We start from the raw sequence: 24,023 nt of genomic DNA, 5'->3' as shown, positions 1-24,023 counted from the left end.
TACATAACTAATTGATAATAGTATTATAGAAATACCAGGAGCGTTAGAGCGCCCCTGATAAATTACTAGATGTTAATTAGTTACAAATAATTGCTACGAACAACATATTATAAAAACTAACATTCAAATGTATAAAATTATTGTCGCATTGTTATGCATACCTAAATTCTGTGCTAATTCTGATCGTTGGCTCAAAATGAAACTAACCATTCTTCTATTCATTTTTGCATTATTTCAGGCCAAAGCAAGTTCTTATGCACAGGTGGTTACTTTACGCGCAGAAAATCAAACAGCAGAGTACATTTTCAGTCAACTGAGAGCACAGACTGATTATGACTTTTTGTGTAATGCTGAGGTACTAAAAAGCATTACACCTGTATCTATAAACGTCAAAAAGATGCCATTGAAGGATGTGCTGGAGAAACTTCTTGATCATAAGAAACTAACCTATATTATAAATGATAAGAACAAGACGGTTGTTATAAAGAAAAAGGTTGCTGAAATTTCAGCAACGGAAATGGAACAGACTACCGTTACGGGAACTGTTACCGATTTACAGGGTGATCCTCTTCCCGGGGCAAGCATTAAACTTAAAATTGGCGCCTTATCTGTTAGCACCAATACAGCGGGAAGATTTACCATTCTGGTTAGCAACCCAAATGAGAGTTTGGTGGTATCCTATATTGGTTTCGTAACTCAGGAAATACCTGTCAATGGAAGAAGTTCCATTAATGTAAAGATGGTAGAAAATCAGACTGGTTTAAATGAGGTTGTAGTAGTGGGTTATGGAACTGTAAAAAAGGTTGATTTAACCGGTTCGGTAGCAGCAGTTAAGTTCGATGAGAAAATTACAAATCGAGCGCTTTCCAATGTTTCATCCGCATTATCAGGACTTTTGCCAGGATTAGCAGTAAGTCAAAATAGTGGGATGGCCGGTAATAATAGCGCGTCACTAATCATTCGTGGATTAGGAACTGTTAATAATGCTTCACCCCTTGTTGTAGTAGATGGATTGCCGGATGTAGATATCAATCGCTTGAACATGAATGATGTGGAGAGCATTTCTGTATTGAAAGATGCAGCCGCCGCAGCAGTTTACGGCTCAAGGGCAGCGAATGGTGTCATCTTAATCACAACTAAAACAGGTAAAGGCCAAACTGCCCCCAGTATAGTGTTATCAAGTTCATTTTCGGTCGAACAACCTACCAAAGGGATTGATTTTATGGCCGATTATCCACGGGCATTAACCGTGCATCAGCGTGCAGCAGCATATAATACACTACCCTCACAGCAGCAGTTTAAGAATGGTACAATTGATCAATGGATGGCATTGGGAATGATTGACCCTTTTCATTATCCAAATACAGATTGGTTTGATGTGATTGTGCGCGATGGTACAATTCAAAATCATAACCTTTCTGCATCGGGAGGAAGCGATAAGTCAAATTACTTTATCTCGGCAGGGATCATGGATCAGAAGGGACTTCAGATCAATAATGATTACACACGTTATAACTTTCGTGCAAATTATGATGCCAAGCTTCGTCATAATATAAATATTGGGACTAAGTTTAGTGGCAACTGGTCAAAATTCACTTACGCTATGGAAGAAGGTTTTACCAATAGCGGAAACAAAGATATGCAATATGCAGTGGCTGGAATTCTTCCTTTTGATCCGGTTACGGGCTATTATGGTGGGGTAATGGCATATGGTGAGGATCCTAATGCTTTTAATCCGTACACGAACTTTGTAAATCAGTTGACTCACCGCAATCGTCAGGAAGCAAATGGAAATGTATATGTTGACTGGTCACCCATTAAGGGTTTAAAAGCCAGGATAGATTATGCATTAAACTACAATAATCAATTTCAATATGCAGCGGCTACACCTAATCAGGCATATAATTTTCAGACTGGCGCCTTTACAGACAGGGCTTATGTAAAGGCTAATGAAGGGATTTCAAATATTTCGGAAAGTGGTTATAAAACACAGCTGAGTGGAAGTTTAAACTATCAAAGGACCTTAGGTAAAAACCATACCATAAATGCTCTGGCACTTTATAGTGAAGAGTATTGGTATAATCGGAATCTGAATGCTTCGAGACTTGACCGCCTGTATCCTACACTTCATGAAATTGATGGTGCATTAATGGATACGCAGACTACAGGTGGGAGCTCATATGAAGAAGGACTCCGTTCTTATGTTGGTCGGTTTGATTATTCGGCTTATGGTAAGTACCTTTTAGGTGTTAGTTTCCGGTATGATGGATCATCTAAATTTCTTCCGGGAAGTCAGTTTTCCTTTTTCCCATCAGCAGCTTTTAAGTGGAGATTCTCAGAAGAGAACTTTGTAAAGGAGCTGACTCATAATGTGCTAAGTCAGGGTGGTCTTCGGATCTCTTATGGTGCATTGGGAAATAATAGTGGAGTTGGAAGATATGAGCAAAAAGAAACACTTGGAACGAGTAACTATCTGATTAGCGATATTATAGCAAAAGGGTTTATTTATCAAAAAATGGTAAATCAGGACCTGACCTGGGAAACAACTACTGTTTTAAATTTAGGTCTTGACCTTGGCTTCCTGAAGAATCGTTTGACTACTGAAATTGATTATTACGATCGTTTGACTACTGATATGCTTCGTCCTTCAGATTTGTCCTCCCTTCTTACCGGAGCTTATACCGCACCTCGAAAGAATATAGGTAATCTTCGCAATAGGGGAATTGAAGGGAACTTCACATGGAAAGACAGAAAAGGAAGTTTTGATTATTCGGTAAATCTAAATGTTTCCTATAATTCAACATCACTGGAAGAGTGGAACGAATATTTAGGAAGAGGAAGTACGTTTTTGAATATGCCGTACCACTTCTTGTACGCGTATGAAGATACAGGTATTGCTCAAACCTGGCAGGAAGTTTATGATACCACTCCTCAGGGTGGTGCTCCGGGAGACATTCTTAGGAAAGATCTGAATGGTGATGGCCGTATTGACGGAAATGATTTGAAGGCTTATCCTAAATATCAAACTGACAGACCAACGACCAATTTTGGATTCAATGGTTATATGGCATGGAAAGGTTTTGATTTTAGTATGCTTCTTCAAGGGTCGGCAGGACGTAAAGATTTCTGGTTGAATAACTACAATCTAACGAGTAGTTTACAAGTGTCCCGTTATGCATCTACGTATGGTCATTTTACAAATCCCTGGGCTATTGATAACCGGGATGGCACATGGCCTCAATTAGGTGCCAGCGGTAATCAGGAAAACTCATCATTCTGGGTAGACGATATGAGCTTTCTTCGTGTAAAAAATCTTCAGTTCGGCTATAAAATACCTCAGCGATGGATAAAAAGAGTAGGCTTTGATAATCTTCGTTTGTTTGTGAACGCTGAAAATATAGCCACGTTTACATCTTATCGGGGTCTTGATCCTGAAAAATCAAGCAGCGACCGGGATATCTATCCATTGAACAAGTCTTTGTCTTTTGGTCTAAATGTAGGTTTCTAAATAGATAAGAAAATCTTCTGTTCATTTATTTAGATGAAGCGGATAGAAGAGAGATCTATCAAATTTAAAAGTATTCAAATGAAAAAAATAAATTCAAAACTAATATTTATTTCAGTTATAGGATTGTCCTTGTTTGCTGGTTCGTGCAATAAGGACTTACTTAATCAGGAACCTACTACTGAATTAGATGCTGCTTCTTTTTGGAAAACAGAACAGGATGCAACGTTTGCTTTAAATGGTGCCTATGCCGATGTAAGAGGTCTTTTTGATAGGGATTATTACTATGATGGTCATGGGGAATTTGTAAGGGTTAGAGGGCAGGCCCCAAGTGGTCATGATTATGAGTTTTGCCGGTTTAACCCTTCAGGAATAGGAAGTGCTTTTAGTACCATGTGGACAGCGCTTTACGGAGGAGTGAACCGAACAAATTATGTAATCGAGAATGTGACTAAGATGTTGGCAACAGCCAAACCATCTTCAGTTGCCAATTTGGAGGCCACTATTGGTGAAGCTCGTCTTCTACGGGGTATGGTTTACTTTCGATTAATTTCATTGTGGGGAGATGTGCCCTATCTTGGAAATGTGATTACTGATAATACACAGGTATCAAGCCTATCTCGTATGCCCCTGGCACAGGTAAAGGACTCTATTATGGCTGATTTTACGTATGCTTTTGAAAAGCTTCCCGTTGTGGCTCCTGCAGCAGGTCGTGCTGCTAAGCCTGCGGCACTTGCTTTTCGTGGGAAGTTACAGCTATTCTGGGCTTGCTGGAATAAAAACGGATGGCCTGAACTGGATACGTTTACTCCGGATGCAGCTGTTGCCGCCGCTGCCTATGCTGCCGCTGCTCTTGATTTTAAGGCGGTAATTGACAATTATGGTTTAACGCTGTACAAGAATGGAGAACCTGGTTCGATAGATGCGCTAGGCAAGGCTGACATTCTTCCTAATTACTTTGAGTTGTTTCAACCTACTGCTAATGGTAATTCGGAGGTAATTATGGGCTTTACGCATGGCGTCACTGGTACAGGTCAGGGAGAAGAGCTGATGCGTGATTTTGGTAGCAGAACCTCTGAAAATTCACAGGCTTGGGTACATCCGCGTTATGAAATAGCAAACAGGTATCAGTCAACCATTACCGGCGACTTTACCACTCCCTTAATTCCCATGGATCCGAGTGGAGCTGGCAGGACAACCCCTAATTCGGCTGTTAATCCGCAAAGTTATGCGAATCGCGACTATCGCATGAAATCTACCATTTTATGGGATTACGAGATGATGATGGGACTATCTGCTCTGGCGGAAACTGGATATCATCCCTGGATTTTTAAGAAGTGGGGAGCAGTGGAAAAAATTAACGGAGTGAATTATACAACAGTAAATGCGTCAGATGTAAACTCAGGATATTTGTTCCGCAAGTTTGTGCGTGACTATCCGGGGAATGGAAGAAATTATGGAAACCTGACATGGCCGGTTATGCGTTTAGCTGATGTTTTTTTAATGTATGCAGAAGCATCAAATGAAGTAAGTGGTCCTTTACCCGAAGCAATTAGCGTGGTAAACAAAGTTCGCCACCGTGGTAATCTGCCTGCTCTTGCAGCGAGTAAGACAGCAGATAAGTTTGCTTTCTTTAGTGCCATTGAACAGGAACGAATTGTTGAACTTATTGGTGAGGGACAACGCTCATTTGATCTTCGACGCTGGAGAGCATTGAGTAGAGTATGGGGTGCTCCGGGGGGAGATGGTAAGTGGACAATTAATACTCAGGGAGCTAATGTAACCCGGTATTATCAAAATTTAGCGGAGCTGGCTTATCAACAGATGTATATCTTCCAAATACCACTGGCAGAAAGGGATCGTAATCCCAACTTAACTCAAAATCTTCCTTGGCGGTAAATCGTCTTCTCATTTATTAATACAATCATAAAATGAAAATACATAAGATCATAAAACACATCGCAATAAAGCATCATTTCGTACTAGCTGCAAGTTTCTTTTTGCTGATATCGATATTTGCCGGATGCAAGAAGGACGAACCCATAGATGAAGATGGATTACTTATAACCACCAGGACTGAATGTGCTGTGACTAATTTTGAACTGCTGGGCACAGACTTCGTTACGGTAAGAAGTAAAACTGCTGTAATTGATACCATTGCAGGAACTATAAATGTGGAGGTGCTTTTTGGTACTGACCTCAAAAATCTCTATCCGCAGTTTACGCTCTCACAAGACGCAAAACTAGATCCAAAAATTACGGGTAAAGTTGACTTCTCTGATATGACTAATCCTAAAGTCTATACGGTTATTTCAGGCAACAGAAAAGTGAGAACGCCTTTTACAATTTTTATCACGGTACAAACGCCAACTTTATAAATTAAAAAATTGATCATGAAATCTAAATATTTTCAATATTCACATTTATTGCTTTTGTTTATATTCCTTATGGCGGCATGTAAGGATGATGACTATAGCATACCGGATGCAGGCACAGCATTACAGAACGATTGCATTAAAAGGTCATTAGGTCCTAATATGGTAGGCTTGAAGATTGAATTTGCGTATGCTATGGCACTTCCTAAAACAAAAGGCAACTTAGTTTCCGCCCAGGTTGAAGCATCTATAGCTGGCGCGAGCACTACTTATCTGGAAAACAATTCTTACTATACGAATGGAAGTGGTGTAGATGTAGCCGTTCCAATTGGACTGCCATCTGTAAATGATGGAGCTGTTACAACGGTTACTTTTAATGTTGATACCAGTGCGGCCACTCTACGCTATTATTATGTGGTACCTGAAGCTGCCCGTGGAAAAACAGTATCCTTTACCTTTTCAGCAAAGAGCAGTGATGGTGCAATCGTGTCGTATAAAATGGGGCCTTATGATGTTCCAAAAATGGATTATAAGTTAAACATGGTGGTTACCGATGGAGCAAACTGCTATGTTTCTATTGCCGATATGGCGGTTTATGATCAGGCAGATGCAGCATTAAATGCTGACAAAATAGATTTGGTTTATCTCTACCGTTCTTTAACTCCTCTTATTTTTGAACATGCCCTGGTTGCCCCTGCGGCTGATGCCCAGTATCGTCCTGGGGTAACGTTACCTAGTGGTGTAAATAAAAATACCAAAGTACTTAAAGTATATGGTTTGCAAGACCGGGATTTGTCTAATCTTCAATATAATGAATATGTAGATGATCTTGATTTTCAACAACTTGATCTTTCGACCGCGGCTAACTTTGCTATTAATTTAAAGGTAGAAGCTGGCGTTTGGGTAGAGACGGCTGATGGAAAATACAGGGCATATATATTTGTAAACAGTGTTAGTGCAGGAACAACAAAACAGATGACTATTAGTATGAAGCGCTATCTGCTTTAATTCAATTCTTGAAGAATTATGGAATGATGTTATTTTAGCTGTATTCAATAATTCATTATTATTTATAAAAATATAGGGCCTAATTACCTCTTGTGAAATAAGATTCTATTGGCATGAACTTGTATTCTGTTTTATAAAGGGTAAACGGTTTTCAACTTATAACTTTCGTACTTTAGTCCTGAATTGTTACCGGTGTTCTGTTGTTGTTTAGTTAACTTATTAAAATGAAAGTAAGAAGAATAGGTATTGTATTGCTCGTGTTATTCCTTTCTGCATATGAAGGAATTCAAGCACAGGAAAACAAGTCATTTACTTCTGAAATAGCTTTAAAAAAGGAATCTAAAGCTTGGGGCAAAGTTCCAGGGATATTAAGGCATATTAAAGAACCTACATTTAAAGAGCAGATCTTCACGGTACTTTCTTTTGGTGCAATTGCTGATGGAACTACAGATTGCCATGCTGCTTTTCAAAAGGCCATTCAAACATGTACAGAAAATGGTGGAGGAAAAGTTACTGTTCCAGCAGGTACCTATCTGATCAACGGGCCTATTCACCTGCTCAATAATGTTAATTTATATTTGACAAAGGGTGCTCTACTCAAATTTGGAACCAATCCAGGCTATTATACTCCACTAGTTAAAGTGCGCTGGGAAGGGGTTGTTTGTTATAACTATTCGCCGCTGATCTATGCGTATAAACAGAAAAATATTGCCATAACGGGGAGCGGAACAATAGATGGCGGCACTGAGGGATCCTGGAGTTTATGGAAAAGTGGCAATGGAGGTAAAAATCAGGACAGTGATAAGGTTGTACTTCGGCAGATGGGGAATGATGGCGTTTCTGAAAATAAAAGGGTTTTCGGAAATGGTAAAATAGGGTCTGATAAATCAATGCCTGGATATGGAGATGGGAAACCACATTACCTGCGACCGGACATGATCCAGTTTTACGAATGTCAGCATATACTACTGGATAGTCTCACTTTAAAGAGTAGTCCATTCTGGACAGTGCACCCTGTTTTTTGTAAAAATGTTATGATTAAAAACTTAACCATTCTTAAGGGGACTACTAATGATGATGGTATAGATCCCGAATCATCCAGTAATGTATTAATTGAACATTGCACTATTTCAACCAACGACGATGCTATTTCAGTTAAAGCAGGACGCGATCAGGATGCATGGAAACGGAAGGGAACAAAAAATATTATCATTAGAAATTGCATATTGAACTCTGAGATAGCCAATGCCTTTTGTATCGGTTCAGAAATGTCAGGAGGTGTTAAAAATGTATTCTTTGAAAACTGCCAATCGTTAAAATCTGAAAATGGAATAAACTTTAAATGCAATTTAGACCGTGGGGGGTATATTAAAGAGGTGTACCTCAGGAACTACGATTTAAATATCTGTTCAGGTAATGTTATCCTTTTTCAAATGGACTACCATAGTTGGAGGGGTGGACATTTCCCACCTGATTTTAGCGGATTTTACTTATCAGACATTACTTGCCGGAAAGCATTGGATAAAAGTATTCATATATCGGGTGTTGCGGATAAGCATATTACGAAAGTGTTCTTAAATAAGGTTCGTATTGATATGGGCCTGAAAGCGCCTGAAATAAGTTATACCGATCAGGTGCTCATGCGTGAGGTTACGATCAATAGTATTCCAGTATCCCCTGAATAGATTATTTAATGAATGGACACTATTACAAAATCTTTATAAACAATTAATAGCCTAAACCATTATCTAACACATAACGATAATATAAATATGAGCGACCCTGTAAATTTGTCACATAGATCCTGTTTCCTATTGTTTTTTCTCTTGTTATTGGGTACTGGACAGGTGTTTAGTCAGACTGCTTCTAAAATAGTATACATGGAGAGTGGAAGGCTTACTTATGTTGGAGACCGTGATGGTAATAGGGTTCCTGATTTTAGTTATGCTGGTTACAAAGGGGGTGGAGTACCCATTCCTACAGTAAAAATAGTAGAAACTGTTTCAGCGATTGAGGGTGACAATACCGCTCATATCCAAAGTGCGCTGGATAAAGTGTCGACTCTTGATTTAGGGTCGGATGGATTTCGTGGAGCAGTTTTTTTAAAAGCCGGTAAATATAATATCCAGGGGACTCTGCATATCAATGCCAGCGGTGTGGTTCTCCGGGGTGCTGGAGATAATGGTGATTCGTCTACTAATACGATATTGATAGGTAAAGGAGATGTTCCGCATCAACGTAACATACTCGTTATTGGAGGAAAGAAAGATAGTGAATGGGTTGACTCCATTCCTGGAACACGTACCAATATTATGACTGAATTTCTACCTGTTGGTTCACGAAGTTTTACAGTGAGTAATGCCTCTCGGTTTAAAGTTGGGGATAATATTATTATAAAACATCCCAGTACAAAAGCATGGATAGACGCCGTGCAGGGTGGGGGAACTGATTCCGATAAAGTTTGGATTCCAGGTAAACTCGATATCTTATATAATCGAACTATTACAGCGATAAACGGCAATATGATAACCATAGATGCTCCAGTTTACAATCACCTCAATCGTAGTCTTTCGCAATCCTATATCTATAAATACGACCGTACCGGAATAGTATCCAATGTAGGAGTAGAGGATTTGAGAATTGATATTGAATCTTCGGATTCGAAGAGCGAAAAGCATGCTAACAATGCAGTAGCTTTTAATAAAGTAGAAAATGCCTGGGCGAAAAAGGTAATTGCTCTTCATTTTAGACAGTCTGGATTCATTACCCAAAATGCCACATTTATTACTGTACAAAATTGTAAGGCACTCTATCCTCATTCTGTAGTCACCGGAGGAAGGAGATATAATTTTAATGCAGATATGGCCTCCAATAATATCTTATTTGAAAATTGTGAAGCAACGAATGCGCGACATGACTTTGTTTCTAATGGTGCCAGTACAACATCAGGAGTGGTGTTCCTGAACTGCCTTTCCCAATTTACGAAGAATACTTCTGAAGGACACAGACGATGGAGTCAGGGTTTACTTTATGATAATATTACGTTTACTAAGGGCACTGCACCAGAACCAGTACTGGCACTTTATAACCGGGGATCATTTGGTACTGGTCATGGTTGGGCAGCCGTTCATTCTGTAATATGGAATGTGAAGGCTCCCGGGAAAAAGATTATCTTACAGAAACCGCCAACAGGACAAAATTATTGCTTTATGAGTGATGGGATTATTTCAGGAGATGGACCTTTTAAGCAACCAACCGGATATATTGAAGGCACTGCTGAGCTTCCGTTAATCCCGTCTTTGTATACGGCTCAATTAAAAGAGCGTTTAAAATATGGAATGCCTCCGGATGCACCTGCACAAGTAAAAGCAATACATTCAGCAGGAAACATAACCATTAGTTGGGATGACCTTTCGCCCTCTGAAACTGGTTATGAAGTGGAACGATCTACTGATTCATTGAGCGATTTTAAACTGATAGCCCATTTACCAGCAAATAAAACGATGTTTCTGGATAAAAAAGCGACGAAGGGAACCTTTTTTTACCGGGTAAGGGCAACAGGTGTAAATGGTAAATCTGCCTACGGAAACCTTGCGGAGGAGAAGAAATAAGATTTTTGTAGGAGACACTGGATGGGTACACGTATCTTTAATGCAGCTAATGATCGTTATATGCGGTTCTTTGTGACCAATATCTATTAACTCTAAATCCATAGCATGGAAAGCAGTGTAATAATTAAGCGCACGGCATGTGCATTAAACCCGCAAGCCCAATATTATTTTTATTCTGGCTGATGACCTCGGTTATGGAAATGTGAAAAGTTTTAATCCTAAGAGCCCAATTCCTACTCCCCATATTTGGATTCGGATGTAGGGCACATAGTTGCTTTGGTTAAACAACTTGGATTAGATGATAATACCTATATCTTTTTCACTAGAGATAACGGTCCGCATGAAGAAGGAGGCGCCGATCCGGTATATTTCAATAGTGCTGGTCCTCTCAGGGGCGTTAAACGAGATCTTTATGAAGGGGGAATTAGGGTGCCACTGATTGCATGGTCCCCTAAAAATATACCTGCTGGAAAAGTAAGTAATACTCCATGGGCATTTTGGGATGTTCTTCCTACATTTTCTGAATTAACCCATTCCAAATCTTTACCGGATATAAATGGCCTTTCCTATGTGGCATCTTTGAAAGGTAAAAAACAGGTTAATCAACATGACCACTTTTACTGGCAGTTTAATGAAAAATACCTGCAGGAAGCATTGATATAGGGTGACTGGAAACTCTTACGTTTTAAGAGAAAGTCTCAGCCTGAGGTTTACGAAGTGTATAATCTAAAGAATGATGTAGGCGAAAAAAAGAATTTGATCACATCTAACCCAACATTAGTAGCTAAGCTCAAAGTAATCATGAAGCCGTCTAAAACGTTGCCTGAAAATAAGGAATTTGACTGGTCGGATATTGAAAAGTAGCTTAAGTTATAAAGCAATAAAATGATAACAGTATCAAACCATATAGATCACACTAAAATTAATAGCTGATACTGTTATGGTGGAGTAAATGAAAGATTAAAGGCTTCTTAATGAAATATTTATAGGCCTTTAATCTTTACTATTTACCGTATTATAACGTTTCTAATGAGCCTATTCTGTTAATAAATTGAACTAAATCTTTATTAAGTCGATCTTTAGAAGTATAGTATAATCCGTGAGGTTCACCTTCGTATACGATGTATTGCGCATTAGGTAATAACTTAGCCGTTTCATCACTTGTCACTTTGATTGGAACAGTCTGATCTGCATCTCCATGAATAATCAAGGCTGGAGTGCTGATATGCTTAATTTCTTCTCTGAAATCTGTTTCAGCAAAACTGTGTACACAGTCAATAGTGCCTTTTAGCAAAGCTTGCATCGCTAACATCAATGAAGAATCAAGTATTCCCTGACTTACTGGATGACTTAATAAACTGACGCCGAAGAACTGTTTGAAAAATTCCATTAAAAATCCGGGATGGTCTTGATTTAAGCCGTCAGTAATTTGCTGTACCATCTCAGGTGGAATTCCATCAGGATTGTCCTCTGTTAGCAACATATAAGGTACTACCGAACTAACCAAAACGATTTTGGACACCCTTGCACTTTCATATTTACTGCAGTAACGCACCACTTCACCACCAGCCATTGAAAATCCAACTAAAGTGACGTCATTAAGGTCAAGTTCATCAAGTAATGCCTTAAGGTCATCAGTCAGCGTATCATAGTCATATCCATTAAAGGGCTGATCTGATTTTCCGAACCCTCTCCGGTCATAAGCGATACAGCGTAAGCCATATTTGGGTAATTCAGCTAACTGATATTCCCACATCATACTGTTAACCGGCCAGCCATGGATAAAAACTACAGGCTTGCCTTGCCCAATGTCATGATAGAATAATTTCACCTCAGTTCCATCATTCTGTTTAGAAGTTATGAATTTCATAATAAGATAAGATAATTTATGTTCTTAGTACATACAAATCATCATCAATAATGTTAGAGGGTGACTCTTTTTAAGCATTCAAAAAAATGACATACAGGTTCAGTATATAAGGAATAATATAACAATACCAATTGGTATATTTGGCTCATGGATGAGACGTTATCAAAGGCAGAGCGTACCAGGAAATTTATTATAGAAAGGACAGCCAGTATTTTCAATACTAAGGGTTATGCCGGCACTTCTTTATCCGATTTAACACAAGCAACAGGTTTAACCAAGGGTAGTATTTACGGAAACTTTGAAAATAAGGAGCAAGTTGCTTTAGCCGTTTTCGATTATAATTATGCACGGATTCATTACACAACTCATGAATTAATTAATCAGGCTGGCTCTTTTAGGGAAAAGTTGCTCATCTATTCCAGCGTTTACCATGATTTTATGGAAAGATCATCTCCAACAGGAGGATGTCCCATTTTAAATACTGCAATTGAAGCAGATGACACGAATCGTTTGCTGAAAAATAGAGCCGCAGAAGCGATCCTTAAATGGAAAGAAAATATCGTAAAGTTAATTCAGGAAGGGATTTTTGCAGGCGAATTTAAGCCTGTAATGGATAGTTCTCAAATAGCCTTTTCCATTATTGCGTTAATTGAAGGAGGGGTTATGATAGCTAAGGTGACCGATAGTCAGAAAAATCTGGATGATATTTTAAAAACAGTAGAAATGCTGATCAATCAGCTGACGGTTAAATAATAGGCACAACCCCATTAGAATTGTGCCTATTTAAAAAATTACAGGGATTGAAATAAGACAATCCCGTTATGTCCTCCAAAACCGAAGGTATTACTCATGGCCACCTTTACTTTGTGGTCTATTGTTTCTTTTAATACAATGTTCAGGCTCTCGGGGATAATAGGATCAAGGTTCTCTGTATTGATTGTTGGAGGAATGACCTGGTCCCGAATAGAGAGCAGGCAGATGATGGCTTCAATAGCTCCAGCGGCACCAAGTAAATGTCCCGTCATCGATTTTGTCGCACTGATCATCATGTTTGTCTTATTATTTCCCGTTAAAGAAAGCAATGCTTTGATTTCAGAGATATCACCTACATGAGTAGAAGTTGCGTGCATATTCAGGTAATCGACTTCGTTAATAGAGATCCCTGCTTCCTGTAGGGCTAGTTGCATAGCCTTAGCTGCACCAATACCTTCGGGGTGAGTAGAAGTCATGTGATAGGCATCTGAAGTCATGGCAGCCCCGGTTAATTCGCCATAAATATGAGCTCCTCTACTGATAGCATGTTCATAATCTTCCAGAACTAATGCGCCTGCACCTTCAGCCATTACGAAACCATCGCGGTCTACATCAAATGGTCTGGATGCTTGCTCAGGGGCATCATTTTGGGTAGACATCGCTTTCATAGAACTAAAACCACCTACAGACGCCGCAGTAATGGGTGCTTCTGATCCACCGGTTATAATGATTTTTGCTTTTCCCAACCTGATATAGTTATAAGCATCCATTATAGCCGTATTCGATGTAGCACAAGCGGATACGGTAGTATAATTAATGCCCATATAACCGTTGCGGATGGAAATCATACCGGATGACATATTAGCAATTAGTTTAGGAACAAAAAATGGACTAAAACGGGGATGTCCGTCGCCTAAAGCATAGGCTTCAACTTGCTCTTCAAATGTTTCCATTCCTCCTTGTCCTGTTCCCCAAATTACGCCAACATCAAAAGGGTCCATTTTATTCAGGTCAAAACCTGAATCTTTTATGGCCTCATCTGATGCAACGAGGGCATACTGTGTAAAAGGATCAGTCCGCTTTATTTCTGTCCTGTCAAGGAAATCTGCTGCATTAAAATCCTTAAGTTCACATGCAAATTGTGTTCTGAACAGAGAGGGGTCAAAACGTGTAATCCTTGCCGCACCACTTTTTCCAGCGATAATGTTCTCCCAAAAAGTAGCAATATTATTTCCTAAAGGTGTTAGGGCGCCAAGGCCAGTTATCACAACTCTATTTAACATGTATATCTTAATTAATTAAATTCAATATTAGGCAAAGATAGGAATAAAATACCAAATGGTATATTTATTCGAATTTATTGAATGAGGCTATGAATTGCGAATTAAGGACTGTTAAGAAATTGCCAGACGCATTAAGTTTTTGTCCTCTAAATACGGATTTTACGATAATAATTGAGGATTTATTTAAGCCTGTTAATGGGTTTCTAGTTTTTGATATTAGGTACTGATGTGAAGTGTCATGCGGATCTTTTTGTCCATTTATATCTTTGTTTCTTAATCGCACAATACGTTACTATTCATATAACCCTGATAGTAGAGTAATCTAATAAAAATGCAATAAGGATCTAGAATGAGTCCGGTATTGGATAGTTCAAGTTGGACTTACACGTGATTCTTATGCTTTTGTTTTTGCTATGAGTTAAAATCATATATCTTTTAAATTCAACCGTAAAGACCTTTATGATAAAATGATAGCGTATTTTGGAAGAATGTGCCGTATATGAGAAGATTTAGGAAGATTCTGCCTTTCTTTCGTCTTTAAAATTTTTAAATAAGTCCTTTGACCATATAAATTTTAAAGATATGGCTACAATAGACAATAAGGGAATGGTACATGGAACTGCTGGTTCTGTGATCTACCGGGAGTACCGGGGGAAGAACATTATACAGGGCAAGGCAAAAGGATTTAAGCAAACCGAAAAAACTAAAAGGAGCGCTATTGAGTTTGGACTTTCAAGTTCTTCGGCAGCCGTTATAAGAACTGCATTTGAACCGGCTTATTTTTTTAAAGATGGGACAGCAGCTTACAGAAGTACACAACTAGTGTACCGGTCGATCTTAAATAATGTGACAGGAGAGAAGGGAAAAAGGGATTTGCATGACGGAGACCTATCTTTTTTACAGGGATTAAACTTTAATGCGAACAGTAAACTGCATGAAGTTCTGCAGATGAGCCACTCGGTAAGTAAAAACGCAGAAGGTTTGGTTAGTGTTACTTTGGGCTCCTTAGACACTGAAAAGGGGATTAAAAGGCCTATAGCGGTAAGCGGAGCCTACATGAAACATCGCATAAGATTGATGTTGGTTGCTTTTAACTTCAGGGAAGAATATTATGAAAACCTGGGTTTTCGGGATGTGGACTTAGAGGGGTATCAAACTATCGAAGAACAAGTTATTACTTTTAATGAAGCAGTTCCAAAAGACTGTTTGGCACTAGTGAGTATGTCGCTGATGTTTTACTCATTTATGAGCCAAACCAATGAAAGCATTTTGCTAAACAGCGCAGCATTCAGTCCCTGCGCGATCATCGGTACATTTCAATCTGAAAACCCCTCTGATTATCCATTGAAAGAAGTTGAGATGCAACCTTCTCACTACCCAGGTAGAGAAGAGAAGATCAAAGAGATGTTTTACAAAGGGAATGTCCTGATGCTGGGATTGGATTCCTGGTTCGTTAAACTGGCTAAGTTGAATCCCAAAACGATAAAATTAAAACCGGTGATTTCGGATATTTCACCAGGAAAGCGGGTGTCGTTCAAAAAAGGTTGAGGAGGCTTGGTTTATTGTAACAGGCCATTTTAGTTTTTCCATTTCTGAAAGCGCAAAGTATGAATGTCTACTTAACACTCCCGATTTTGGTAATGAAAGAGTATGTTACAGCAGACTCAAAGTACCGGGATTATGGAAAGGTCTGTTATCGCAGTTCATCTTTAAGATCCTGATTTGGTTTATGAACAAATTTTTAGCCATTTTCTGCTTTTATTGTAATTGCTCAACACAGTCTAAAAATATCTTTTTTATTATCTGTTATCGATGGAAATAATATTACCTTTCGAGAAAAATAACCGAATTATGAAAAAAAATATTTTGCTGGCTCTTCTGCTAAGCGGTCTATCTTTCAGCTCCTTTGCACAAGCAAGCAATGAGAAAGTTGTTGAGCTTTTTCAGATTATGAAATCTGATAAAATGATGAGTGGCATGATGGACAACATGATGGCAATAATGGGACAACAAGGTGGCAGTTTGAAAAATAAAGCAGATAACAAGGCATTTACTGAATATATGAACTATGTTACTCAAGAGGGGAAGGTAATGATGAAAAAAATAATGAATGAAGACATGGTGACTTTATATTCCAAATATTTTACAAATGAAGAAATACAATATTATATTGATTTTTATGCTACACCAGCAGGGAAAAAGATGCTTGAAATGACACCTGCAATCCAAAAAGAGTTTATGACTTCATTTATGGCGAATGACATGCCTGCTTTTCAATCAAAATTAAAAACGAAATTGGAAGAATTGCATAACCAGTATCCTGCTTCTAATCCAGCTACTGCTAAAAAATAAATTTAGAAATTAGGCCTCATTTAAAATACTGGATTTACAAACTAAAAACTTCATTGAATTAGCCTAAATTTGATATTCAATGAAATGAATATGTGGTGGATCTATGCCTTACTATCAGCTGTTTTTGCTTCGCTTACCGCCATCTGTGCTAAGATTGGGATAAGCGGAGTCAATTCAGATCTGGCTACAGCCATTCGTACCGTAGTGATTCTTTTTGTGGCTTGGGGTATTGCACTATCAAGGGGAGAACTAAAAGGAATAGCTGACTTATCAAAAACGAATGTATTGTTCCTGATCTTGTCAGGCGTAGCAACAGGACTTTCCTGGATCTTTTATTTCAAAGCATTGCAAATAGGTAAGGTATCGCAAGTAGCACCGGTAGATAAGTTAAGTGTTGCCTTAACCATCGTATTATCTGTGGTCATCTTAAAAGAGGCCCTTACGATAAAAATGGCGGTAGGTGCAATCCTTATAATCGCTGGAACATTAGTGCTTATTTTTTAATCGTTGTTTCCATCCTTATTCTTTTTCCTAAATAAGTGGTACTTCGCTAATTTTCGATACATATAACCCCTTCGTTTCGTCGCTTCCGTTAGAGAGAGCTCATTGCTGAAATAATCACCAAAAACTTTAGGAACAGCAATGCGCTGTGAACTATAGATGCCGGAATGTCCACTAAAAATGTACGCTGTAAAACAGGCTATGGCGAACAATAAAGCATGCTGACCACCAAATAATTCTACGCCCATAAATGTGCAGGCTAATGGCGTATTGGTTGCCCCTGCAAATACAGCAATAAAGCCCAGAGCTGCAAAAAGACTCACAGGTGCATGAAGTATACCAGATAGTGTATTGCCTAACGTTGCGCCAATGTAAAACAGTGGGGTTACTTCTCCACCTTTAAAACCTGTACCCAATGTTATACTGGTGTATATTGTCTTCCATAACCAGCTCCATGTGTCTGATCCACCTGCCTGAAATGCAGAACTTAGGGTAATGGAACCTGGATATTCGGCATCGACACCAAGACTCAGATAATCCGGTTTCCCCATCAATATGGTTAATCCGATAATAACCAGACCTCCAAATACAGGGATCATCCATTTAAATTTGAATACGTTCAAACAGATCGTTTTGATTTCATTCACCATCCCTGCGAAGAGAAAGCTTGCCAGTCCGAATACCGCAGAAGCAATAATAACTTTTCCCATCAATAAGAGATCCGGCCTTATGATATTGGAAAGAAGATAAGGGCTGTCAGGCAAGGCGCCGATATAATAGTGCATATGTGAAACGTGCCATGCACCAACCGTCATATCCCCTACAACCGCACCAATGAGAGCAGGAATCAACGCATCGTACTGAATCCTGCCAATAGTTAATACCTCCATGGCAAAAATAGCTCCGGTTACCGGGGTACCAAATACAGCTCCAAAACCAGCGGCTACACCAGCGGTCAGGATCATGCGCATATCCATTCCTTTTAGTTTAAACCATCGTCCAAATAGAGCTGCAATACTTCCCCCTATCTGAACTGCCGTTCCTTCTCTTCCTGCTGATCCACCAAATAAATGGGTAACGACAGTTGTAATCAGGATGATAGGCGTCATTCTTATAGGAACTCCAGCACCTTCCTGATGGATCTCTTCCATAATCAGGTTATTTCCCTTTTCTGAAGATTTTCCAAAATACTGATAGATAAAGTGAATCAGCAGACCTGCTAAAGGGAGCAAAAAGAGGATCCATTTATGTTCAAATCGAAAATGAATGGCAGTAGTAAGTAACCAAAGAAATAAAGCGACTATGCTTCCTATAATCAGGGCAATGGGTACCACAAACAGGGTCCATCTAACCAGATGTTTTAAGATAGCAAAGTGCTCCTTTAATGATATTGATGTAATAGTAGTCATGCTTGAACGGCTCTGTAAGATGCCTGTATTTGTTTAAAATTGGTTATGGATCTCAGTCATAATTCGAACCATTTCTGCCCTGATCTCTGCGGTTGGTCTTGTAAAGTTGTTATTCATATAGGAGAAAATGAATTTTTTTCCTTTTCGTGTCACCAGGTAGCCGCTTTGATTATGATTATTAGATAAAGATCCGGTTTTTGCCCATACAAAAGCTTTGCCGTTATCTGTTTTGTAAGCGGACTTAAGCGTTCCCGAAACTCCTCCTGCGGGAAGCATGCCCAGGAGCCTGTTTTCATCGCCTACCTTATTCCAGATCTTTTGTAAAAGAGCAACCATCGTGAAGGGCGTAAATAGATCATGCCGGGAGAGTCCGGAGCCATCTGCCCATTGCGGTTCCTGTGGGAGGTCGTTCAAAAAGTTTTTCTTGCTGTATTCAATTACTTTGCCGGTACTTAATGGTCCTGGCAGGGTAGAAGAGCATACCAGTAACAGTTGTTCCGCTATAAAATTATCACTTGGCCACAACATTCTTTTATATACAGAATCAGACAAGCTGCTGTATAGTGTGCTAGCCGTTTCAGGCATATTTACACTAATCAGTTCCAATGGTTTTTTTAAAGTATCCTGCAATAGGGCAAGTGTGAGTTCATCACTTGTTTTCCATGGAATTTCCTGCTTATAATCTGGTGGCACATTTCCTAAAGGATACCGGAAGGTGTTATTCGTCAAATCTCTTTCTACTGTAAATGACTTGGGATGAAAGGAACTGTCGGCTTTTAAATAGATTTTTAAAAAAGAAGGTGAGATTTGAAGTTTTCCCTTTGCATCTGCAGAAAGGACGGCTACATTGTCTTCAATGGGTAAAGCGCCAATTTCTGCTTGATAATAAGCGTCGAAGTCACCATAAGGCCAGCCCATTCCATAGAAATTGCCGGAATAGTTTCCCGAGGAATAATAAAGCTTTTGCTTGCTGTTTTTTAACAGTTCATATACTTTAGTAGATTTCAACGTGGTATGAAGGAAGGATGGGTCACCTGTTCCCCAAAAAATAAGTGAGTCTCCTTTTGTTATATAACGTAATCCGGGAATTGAATCGCCCAACATATTTAGGGCTGTATAAAAAGTAAAAAGCTTTGTATTAGATGCGGGAGTAAAGTATTTATCGCCATTTAAATCATAAACCATCTTCTTTTTTTCTATGTCATATAAGGCAAATCCGGTGAAATGGTCTGCATTGATGGACGAATGGTTAATTAGATTACGAATTTTACTTTTGCTGACCTGCTGAACCCGACAACTTGTAGCTGCCAGAGTGCAGATGAGCAGCATAATAATGATGATTGTTGTTCTTCTATTCATTGATTTATTTGATCTTTGAAGCATTTCTGTAATACTTTCGAAAATTACTCAACATCTTTTGAATTGACTCTATATTTTAAAGGATGATTGATGAATTTTCTCAAATACCTATTAAAATGCTGCATATTCTTTCAATTGATCATGTCTTATATCAGGATAATTACTTTCAGGATCGTTTTTTTAAACATGTAACACTCAAAAATAGAATTACACAAATAAAGGAAGAGGGCATCTTAAAAGTTAAGCAAATTGGTTGTTCTGCACAAAATAGGGAAATATATATGCTTAAAGCCGGTAGAGGGTCAATAAAAGTGCTGTTATGGAGCCAGATGCATGGTGATGAATCCACCGCAACCCTTGCCTTATTTGATCTTTTTAAGTTTTTTCAATCAGAGGATCAGTATCATGCCTTAAGAAAACTAATTTTAGACCATTGCAGCCTTTACTTTGTCCCTATGCTTAATCCGGATGGAGCAGAAGTGTGGCAGCGACGTAATGCACAGGGAATTGATGTTAACCGCGACTTCCTGGCTCAACAAAGTCCGGAGGCACGTGCCTTAGTCAAGTTACAAGAAGAAATACAACCAGATTTTGGTTTTAATCTGCATGATCAGGATAGTTTATGGTCTGTCAGTGGAACTAAAAAGCCTGCAACGATTTCTCTGTTAGCACCACCAGCTGATTCAACCAGTACACCTACACCTTCCATGCTTAAAGCGATTCAAGTCATTTGTGCGATGAATAGGTTACTGCAACAACAAATTCCAGGTGAAGTGGGCCGCTGGAGAGATGAATATGAACCTAGAGCAGTAGGGGAGAGTTTTCAGACAAAAGGAATTGCCACTATACTGATCGAATCAGGAGGAAGTGCTAGTGAAAAGCAAAAGGGGAGAAAGTTAATATTTCAAGCTCTTTTGTATGCTTTTGAAAAGATTGCTTCCACAGCATACCGGAATGAAAATCCTATTGACTATCTACAGATTCCTTTCAATAACAAAGAAATCTTTCATCTGCTCATCAAAAATTGTAAAATAGAAACCGTCAACGGAGTAATTATTGGAGACATAGGGTTGAACTATACCGAGCAATTTTCAACAAAGGAACATCTGTATACGATAGCTGATTTTGGAGACCTTTCTACTTTTAGTGCCTATGAAATAATTGAAGCAGAATCTATAGTTGTCTTATCGCCAATTAGTATTGACAGCAGACCCAATTTAAGAATTAAGCATTCGGATGGGACCTTAACTTATCTTGAGGATGGTGTAATGATAGCGTAATATCCTCATCATTATTTTTATTTAAAAATAATCAATTACGAAGCAACCTTTCTTGAATATCACCCGTGATAGATATAAACGGTTATTAAGTAGGGGATGCTGGATTAATTTTGTGATGGCCTCCTTTAAATCTACGCGGCTCATTTTATCAGAAACGGCAGTAACTAATAAAAAAAACAACTTCAACTTCGTGGTTATACATCGCTTTGGTGACATTGCGGGCACCGATGGGGGAGGCAAAACTCTTTGGGGTTTTGATAACTCATCCGACATTTATATTGGGTTTGAATTTGGTCTGACTAGTAAACTGGATATAGATTTTGGCCGCAGTAAATATGAACAACTGCTGGAAATGGGTCTTAAGTACAGTTTATTGCAACAAACAGTAAATGATGCCATGCCCAAAGCTATAACCCTGGTCGGGAAAACAGGATTAAAACCCTACGAAGTCAGCACAAATGTATTTGACGATTACACCAACCGGCTGAATTACTTTGTACAAGCCGTTATTGCCCGTAAGTTCTCTTCGCGACTTTCCCATTAGTTCGCTTAGCGCAAGCCAATGCAACAGATTCATTTACTGCCGTTCAGGTAGCCTGTACTCATCAGGGAACTTCCATCAATTACAATACGGCTCAGGGAAAATTCATTTGTTCCAACCATTTTAGAGAATTCAGCACTGCTGGTGCTGTTTTAAAAGGCCCTGCTGTAACCGCATTGAAAAATTATACCGTGGCCATTTCAGGCAGTGCATTCACTGTTACCGCATAACGAAACCGGCACAAAGTTTAGGATATTTGTGCCGGTTATCTACGCTGAGTATTTCGTTGATACTATATCTTTAAAACCTCTTTTTTAAAAACTTGATAAATTATTCATGTTCTTTTCATATAATAATAATGATTGTTATATTGCATAGATCTATGAAAAACATTTCAGGAATAGGGAAGTATTCGGAAAAAGAAATGATTTTGGGCCTAAAAGAAGCTAATCATAGCATATTTACGCTCCTTTATTCAAGCTATTTTCCAATGCTTCTGTTAACTGCTGAGAAATATGTGAAGGATATCTTTGTAGCCGAAGAAATTGTTCAGGACGTATTTATTAAAATGTGGGAAAACCCATCCAGTCTTGATTCTATCACTGTATTACGTCCCTACCTTTATCGTTCCGTTGTTAATCAGTCATTGAATTATCTGAGCAGGCAAAAGACAATAGAGAGGCATCATTTTATTATAGCAGAGCAGATGACTGATGCCTATATTCAGGATTTGTATGAAGAGCAAGAGCTTAAAGTAATTATCTTTAAAGAGATTGAGCGTTTGCCTCAACAATGTCGCAGAATTTTTAAAATGAGTCGTTTTGAAGGGCTTAAATACAAAGAGATAGCCGTTGCTTTAAATATATCTGAAAAAACAGTAGAAAATCATATTGTTAATGCCTTAAAAATATTGCGTCCAAGGTTGCTTCAGGAGGCTTCAACTACAACTACACTCTATAATTCAAGTGCCTGCATTGCCATTGCCACACTTTTAGGTTGCTCAGAGTTATTCTTGAATTCAAAGCCCTAATTGAAATATTTCTAATTATAAATCTTTCTTTTTGCTAATAAATATCTTTTTTAATCATTTTGTGCCATATCGTCCATGTTTTAGTTAAAATATGAATAAAATTTACAATTTGACTAGTGGTATAAGGGATAGTTGATTGTCTCTCCTATGAATTTATACTACAAATGCAGGAAAATAAGGAGTTTTTAGAAAAAATAGTTAAACATTTAAACAATCCGGAGGATAAATTACTCCTTGAAGAGATTGAAGCTCAAAAAAATGCCTCTGAAGCTAATCTTGATCTTTATAACCAGATCGTCTATCTCTGGAATCTTGCTCCAGAGGTTCGTAGTTTAAATGCGGTTGATGTTGAACAGGCAACAGCAAGACTTTCACTTCGGTTGAAAAAAGAGAAAAGGTTTAAATATACCTACTGGTTAAGAAATGTAGCAGCAATAGTGCTGCTTTTGGGAGCGGCGTACTGGATCTATTCAGCCTCTTCAAAAGTAATCTATCTGGAAAAAACGGCAAAGAATGGTGTTGATTCCATTACGCTCCAGGACAGTACAAAAATCTATTTATCCGAAGGAAGTTCCATCAAGTATCCCAATAAGCTTAATGAAGCAGTCCGTAAGGTTTATTTACTCAGAGGTGAAGCTTTTTTTAAAGTTACACCCAATAAGACACATCCTTTTGTTGTCGATATTAAGTCATCACGAATTACCGTCCTCGGTACATCTTTTAACATCAGGAATACAGATGGAAAAATTGCGCTTAACGTAAAAACAGGCAAAGTAAAGTTCGAATTAGCCAATGGTTCAAACACTTCGATCCTAATAGCAGGAGAAGGGCTGCTATATGATTTCATAAAGCGAAAAACAATACGTTATCAGGATAAAACTGGAAGTACGTTTGCATGGCTCACTCATGAACTCAACTTTGTTGATGCGCCTCTCTCAGAGGTCTTTAGTAGTCTTGAAAACTACTACCACATTCGCTTTCAGATTCAAGATTCCCTTTCCTCATACAACAAGTTTAATGCCCGTTTTAAAGATAATACTATTGATGAAGTGTTAGCGATCATCAAGGAGACCTATCCGCTAACGATTAACCAAAAGGATAGCATCATCATTATAAAAAACAAATAAATCTTATATAACAATTCAT

The 24,023-nt window shown here is 38.6% G+C and carries 20 protein-coding genes and 1 pseudogene; 17 read left to right on the top strand and 4 right to left on the bottom strand.

Features of this window, described 5'->3' with window-relative positions:
* Positions 1-127 precede the first annotated feature (127 nt).
* The 8 genes from ADIARSV_RS06110 (at position 128) to ADIARSV_RS21800 (ending at position 11,363) form a co-directional block, all read left to right on the top strand.
* Positions 128-3,508, top strand: coding sequence for a TonB-dependent receptor (locus ADIARSV_RS06110; RefSeq protein WP_200864723.1), 3,381 nt, complete (start codon positions 128-130; stop codon positions 3,506-3,508).
* Positions 3,509-3,586: 78 nt separating this feature from the next.
* A complete protein-coding gene (locus ADIARSV_RS06105; RefSeq protein WP_016194556.1) occupies positions 3,587-5,404 on the top strand; it encodes a RagB/SusD family nutrient uptake outer membrane protein in 1,818 nt (605 codons plus the stop codon).
* A 32-nt stretch (positions 5,405-5,436) separates the two neighbouring features.
* Entirely contained in the window at positions 5,437-5,883 is a 447-nt protein-coding gene (locus ADIARSV_RS06100; RefSeq protein WP_235048369.1) for a hypothetical protein, read from the top strand.
* A gap of 15 nt (positions 5,884-5,898) precedes the next feature.
* Positions 5,899-6,888 carry a DUF4466 family protein gene (locus ADIARSV_RS06095; protein ID WP_152439786.1) on the top strand — a complete coding sequence of 330 codons (990 nt, stop codon included), beginning with the start codon at positions 5,899-5,901 and terminating at the stop codon, positions 6,886-6,888.
* Positions 6,889-7,112: 224 nt separating this feature from the next.
* Positions 7,113-8,573 carry a glycoside hydrolase family 28 protein gene (locus ADIARSV_RS06090; RefSeq protein WP_016194553.1) on the top strand — a complete coding sequence of 487 codons (1,461 nt, stop codon included), beginning with the start codon at positions 7,113-7,115 and terminating at the stop codon, positions 8,571-8,573.
* Between the two features lie 87 nt (positions 8,574-8,660).
* The gene (locus ADIARSV_RS06085; RefSeq protein ID WP_152439785.1) at positions 8,661-10,499 is read left to right on the top strand and encodes a fibronectin type III domain-containing protein; all 1,839 of its coding nucleotides are present in this window, start codon (positions 8,661-8,663) and stop codon (positions 10,497-10,499) included.
* 246 nt (positions 10,500-10,745) lie between these two features.
* Positions 10,746-11,162 (top strand): sulfatase-like hydrolase/transferase, encoded by a 417-nt coding sequence (locus ADIARSV_RS06080; protein ID WP_016194551.1) that lies wholly within the window; start codon positions 10,746-10,748, stop codon positions 11,160-11,162.
* A 54-nt stretch (positions 11,163-11,216) separates the two neighbouring features.
* Positions 11,217-11,363, top strand: coding sequence for a hypothetical protein (locus ADIARSV_RS21800; protein WP_016194550.1), 147 nt, complete (start codon positions 11,217-11,219; stop codon positions 11,361-11,363).
* A gap of 151 nt (positions 11,364-11,514) precedes the next feature.
* On the opposite strand, the gene ADIARSV_RS06075 is transcribed toward ADIARSV_RS21800, so the two are convergent.
* On the bottom strand, positions 11,515-12,369 hold the full coding sequence (locus tag ADIARSV_RS06075; protein WP_016194549.1) for an alpha/beta fold hydrolase: 855 nt from the start codon (positions 12,367-12,369) through the stop codon (positions 11,515-11,517).
* 147 nt (positions 12,370-12,516) lie between these two features.
* On the opposite strand from ADIARSV_RS06075, the gene ADIARSV_RS06070 reads away from it, so the two are divergent.
* On the top strand, positions 12,517-13,122 hold the full coding sequence (locus ADIARSV_RS06070; RefSeq protein WP_016194548.1) for a TetR/AcrR family transcriptional regulator: 606 nt from the start codon (positions 12,517-12,519) through the stop codon (positions 13,120-13,122).
* A 38-nt stretch (positions 13,123-13,160) separates the two neighbouring features.
* Here the strand turns inward: ADIARSV_RS06070 and fabF are convergent, their stop codons facing one another.
* A complete protein-coding gene (gene fabF, locus ADIARSV_RS06065) occupies positions 13,161-14,405 on the bottom strand; it encodes a beta-ketoacyl-ACP synthase II (RefSeq protein WP_040299267.1) in 1,245 nt (414 codons plus the stop codon).
* 582 nt (positions 14,406-14,987) lie between these two features.
* Here fabF and ADIARSV_RS06060 point away from each other — a divergent pair.
* From ADIARSV_RS06060 to ADIARSV_RS06050, 3 genes are all read left to right on the top strand, one after another.
* Positions 14,988-15,953, top strand: coding sequence for a hypothetical protein (locus tag ADIARSV_RS06060; protein ID WP_016194546.1), 966 nt, complete (start codon positions 14,988-14,990; stop codon positions 15,951-15,953).
* 264 nt (positions 15,954-16,217) lie between these two features.
* Entirely contained in the window at positions 16,218-16,757 is a 540-nt protein-coding gene (locus ADIARSV_RS06055; protein ID WP_016194545.1) for a DUF2059 domain-containing protein, read from the top strand.
* A 90-nt stretch (positions 16,758-16,847) separates the two neighbouring features.
* Complete coding sequence (locus ADIARSV_RS06050; protein ID WP_040299266.1) at positions 16,848-17,261, top strand: EamA family transporter; 414 nt, start codon at positions 16,848-16,850, stop codon at positions 17,259-17,261.
* Here ADIARSV_RS06050 and ADIARSV_RS06045 read toward each other — a convergent pair.
* Both ADIARSV_RS06045 and ADIARSV_RS06040 read right to left on the bottom strand, forming a co-directional pair.
* Positions 17,258-18,667: a voltage-gated chloride channel family protein gene (locus ADIARSV_RS06045; protein WP_016194543.1), complete on the bottom strand. Its 1,410-nt coding sequence runs from the start codon at positions 18,665-18,667 to the stop codon at positions 17,258-17,260. The genes ADIARSV_RS06050 and ADIARSV_RS06045 overlap by 4 nt on opposite strands.
* A 33-nt stretch (positions 18,668-18,700) precedes the next feature.
* Positions 18,701-20,026, bottom strand: a complete 1,326-nt coding sequence (locus ADIARSV_RS06040; RefSeq protein WP_235048368.1) for a D-alanyl-D-alanine carboxypeptidase/D-alanyl-D-alanine-endopeptidase — start codon at positions 20,024-20,026, stop codon at positions 18,701-18,703.
* An 83-nt stretch (positions 20,027-20,109) separates the two neighbouring features.
* On the opposite strand from ADIARSV_RS06040, the gene ADIARSV_RS06035 reads away from it, so the two are divergent.
* The 5 genes and pseudogenes from ADIARSV_RS06035 (at position 20,110) to ADIARSV_RS06020 (ending at position 24,004) form a co-directional block, all read left to right on the top strand.
* Positions 20,110-21,306: a M14 family zinc carboxypeptidase gene (locus tag ADIARSV_RS06035; RefSeq protein WP_016194541.1), complete on the top strand. Its 1,197-nt coding sequence runs from the start codon at positions 20,110-20,112 to the stop codon at positions 21,304-21,306.
* A gap of 115 nt (positions 21,307-21,421) precedes the next feature.
* Positions 21,422-21,850, top strand: coding sequence for a DUF5777 family beta-barrel protein (locus ADIARSV_RS06030; protein WP_016194540.1), 429 nt, complete (start codon positions 21,422-21,424; stop codon positions 21,848-21,850).
* A gap of 35 nt (positions 21,851-21,885) precedes the next feature.
* A pseudogene (locus tag ADIARSV_RS23140) lies at positions 21,886-22,077 on the top strand (QcrA and Rieske domain-containing protein); the annotation flags it as partial.
* A gap of 152 nt (positions 22,078-22,229) precedes the next feature.
* Positions 22,230-22,877, top strand: a complete 648-nt coding sequence (locus ADIARSV_RS06025; RefSeq protein WP_016194539.1) for an RNA polymerase sigma-70 factor — start codon at positions 22,230-22,232, stop codon at positions 22,875-22,877.
* 164 nt (positions 22,878-23,041) lie between these two features.
* Positions 23,042-24,004, top strand: a complete 963-nt coding sequence (locus tag ADIARSV_RS06020; RefSeq protein ID WP_016194538.1) for a FecR family protein — start codon at positions 23,042-23,044, stop codon at positions 24,002-24,004.
* Positions 24,005-24,023: the final 19 nt, after the last annotated feature.

This window comes from Arcticibacter svalbardensis MN12-7, assembly GCF_000403135.1.
Classification (GTDB): domain Bacteria; phylum Bacteroidota; class Bacteroidia; order Sphingobacteriales; family Sphingobacteriaceae; genus Arcticibacter; species Arcticibacter svalbardensis.
This window is presented reverse-complemented; position numbering and strand designations above follow the sequence as displayed.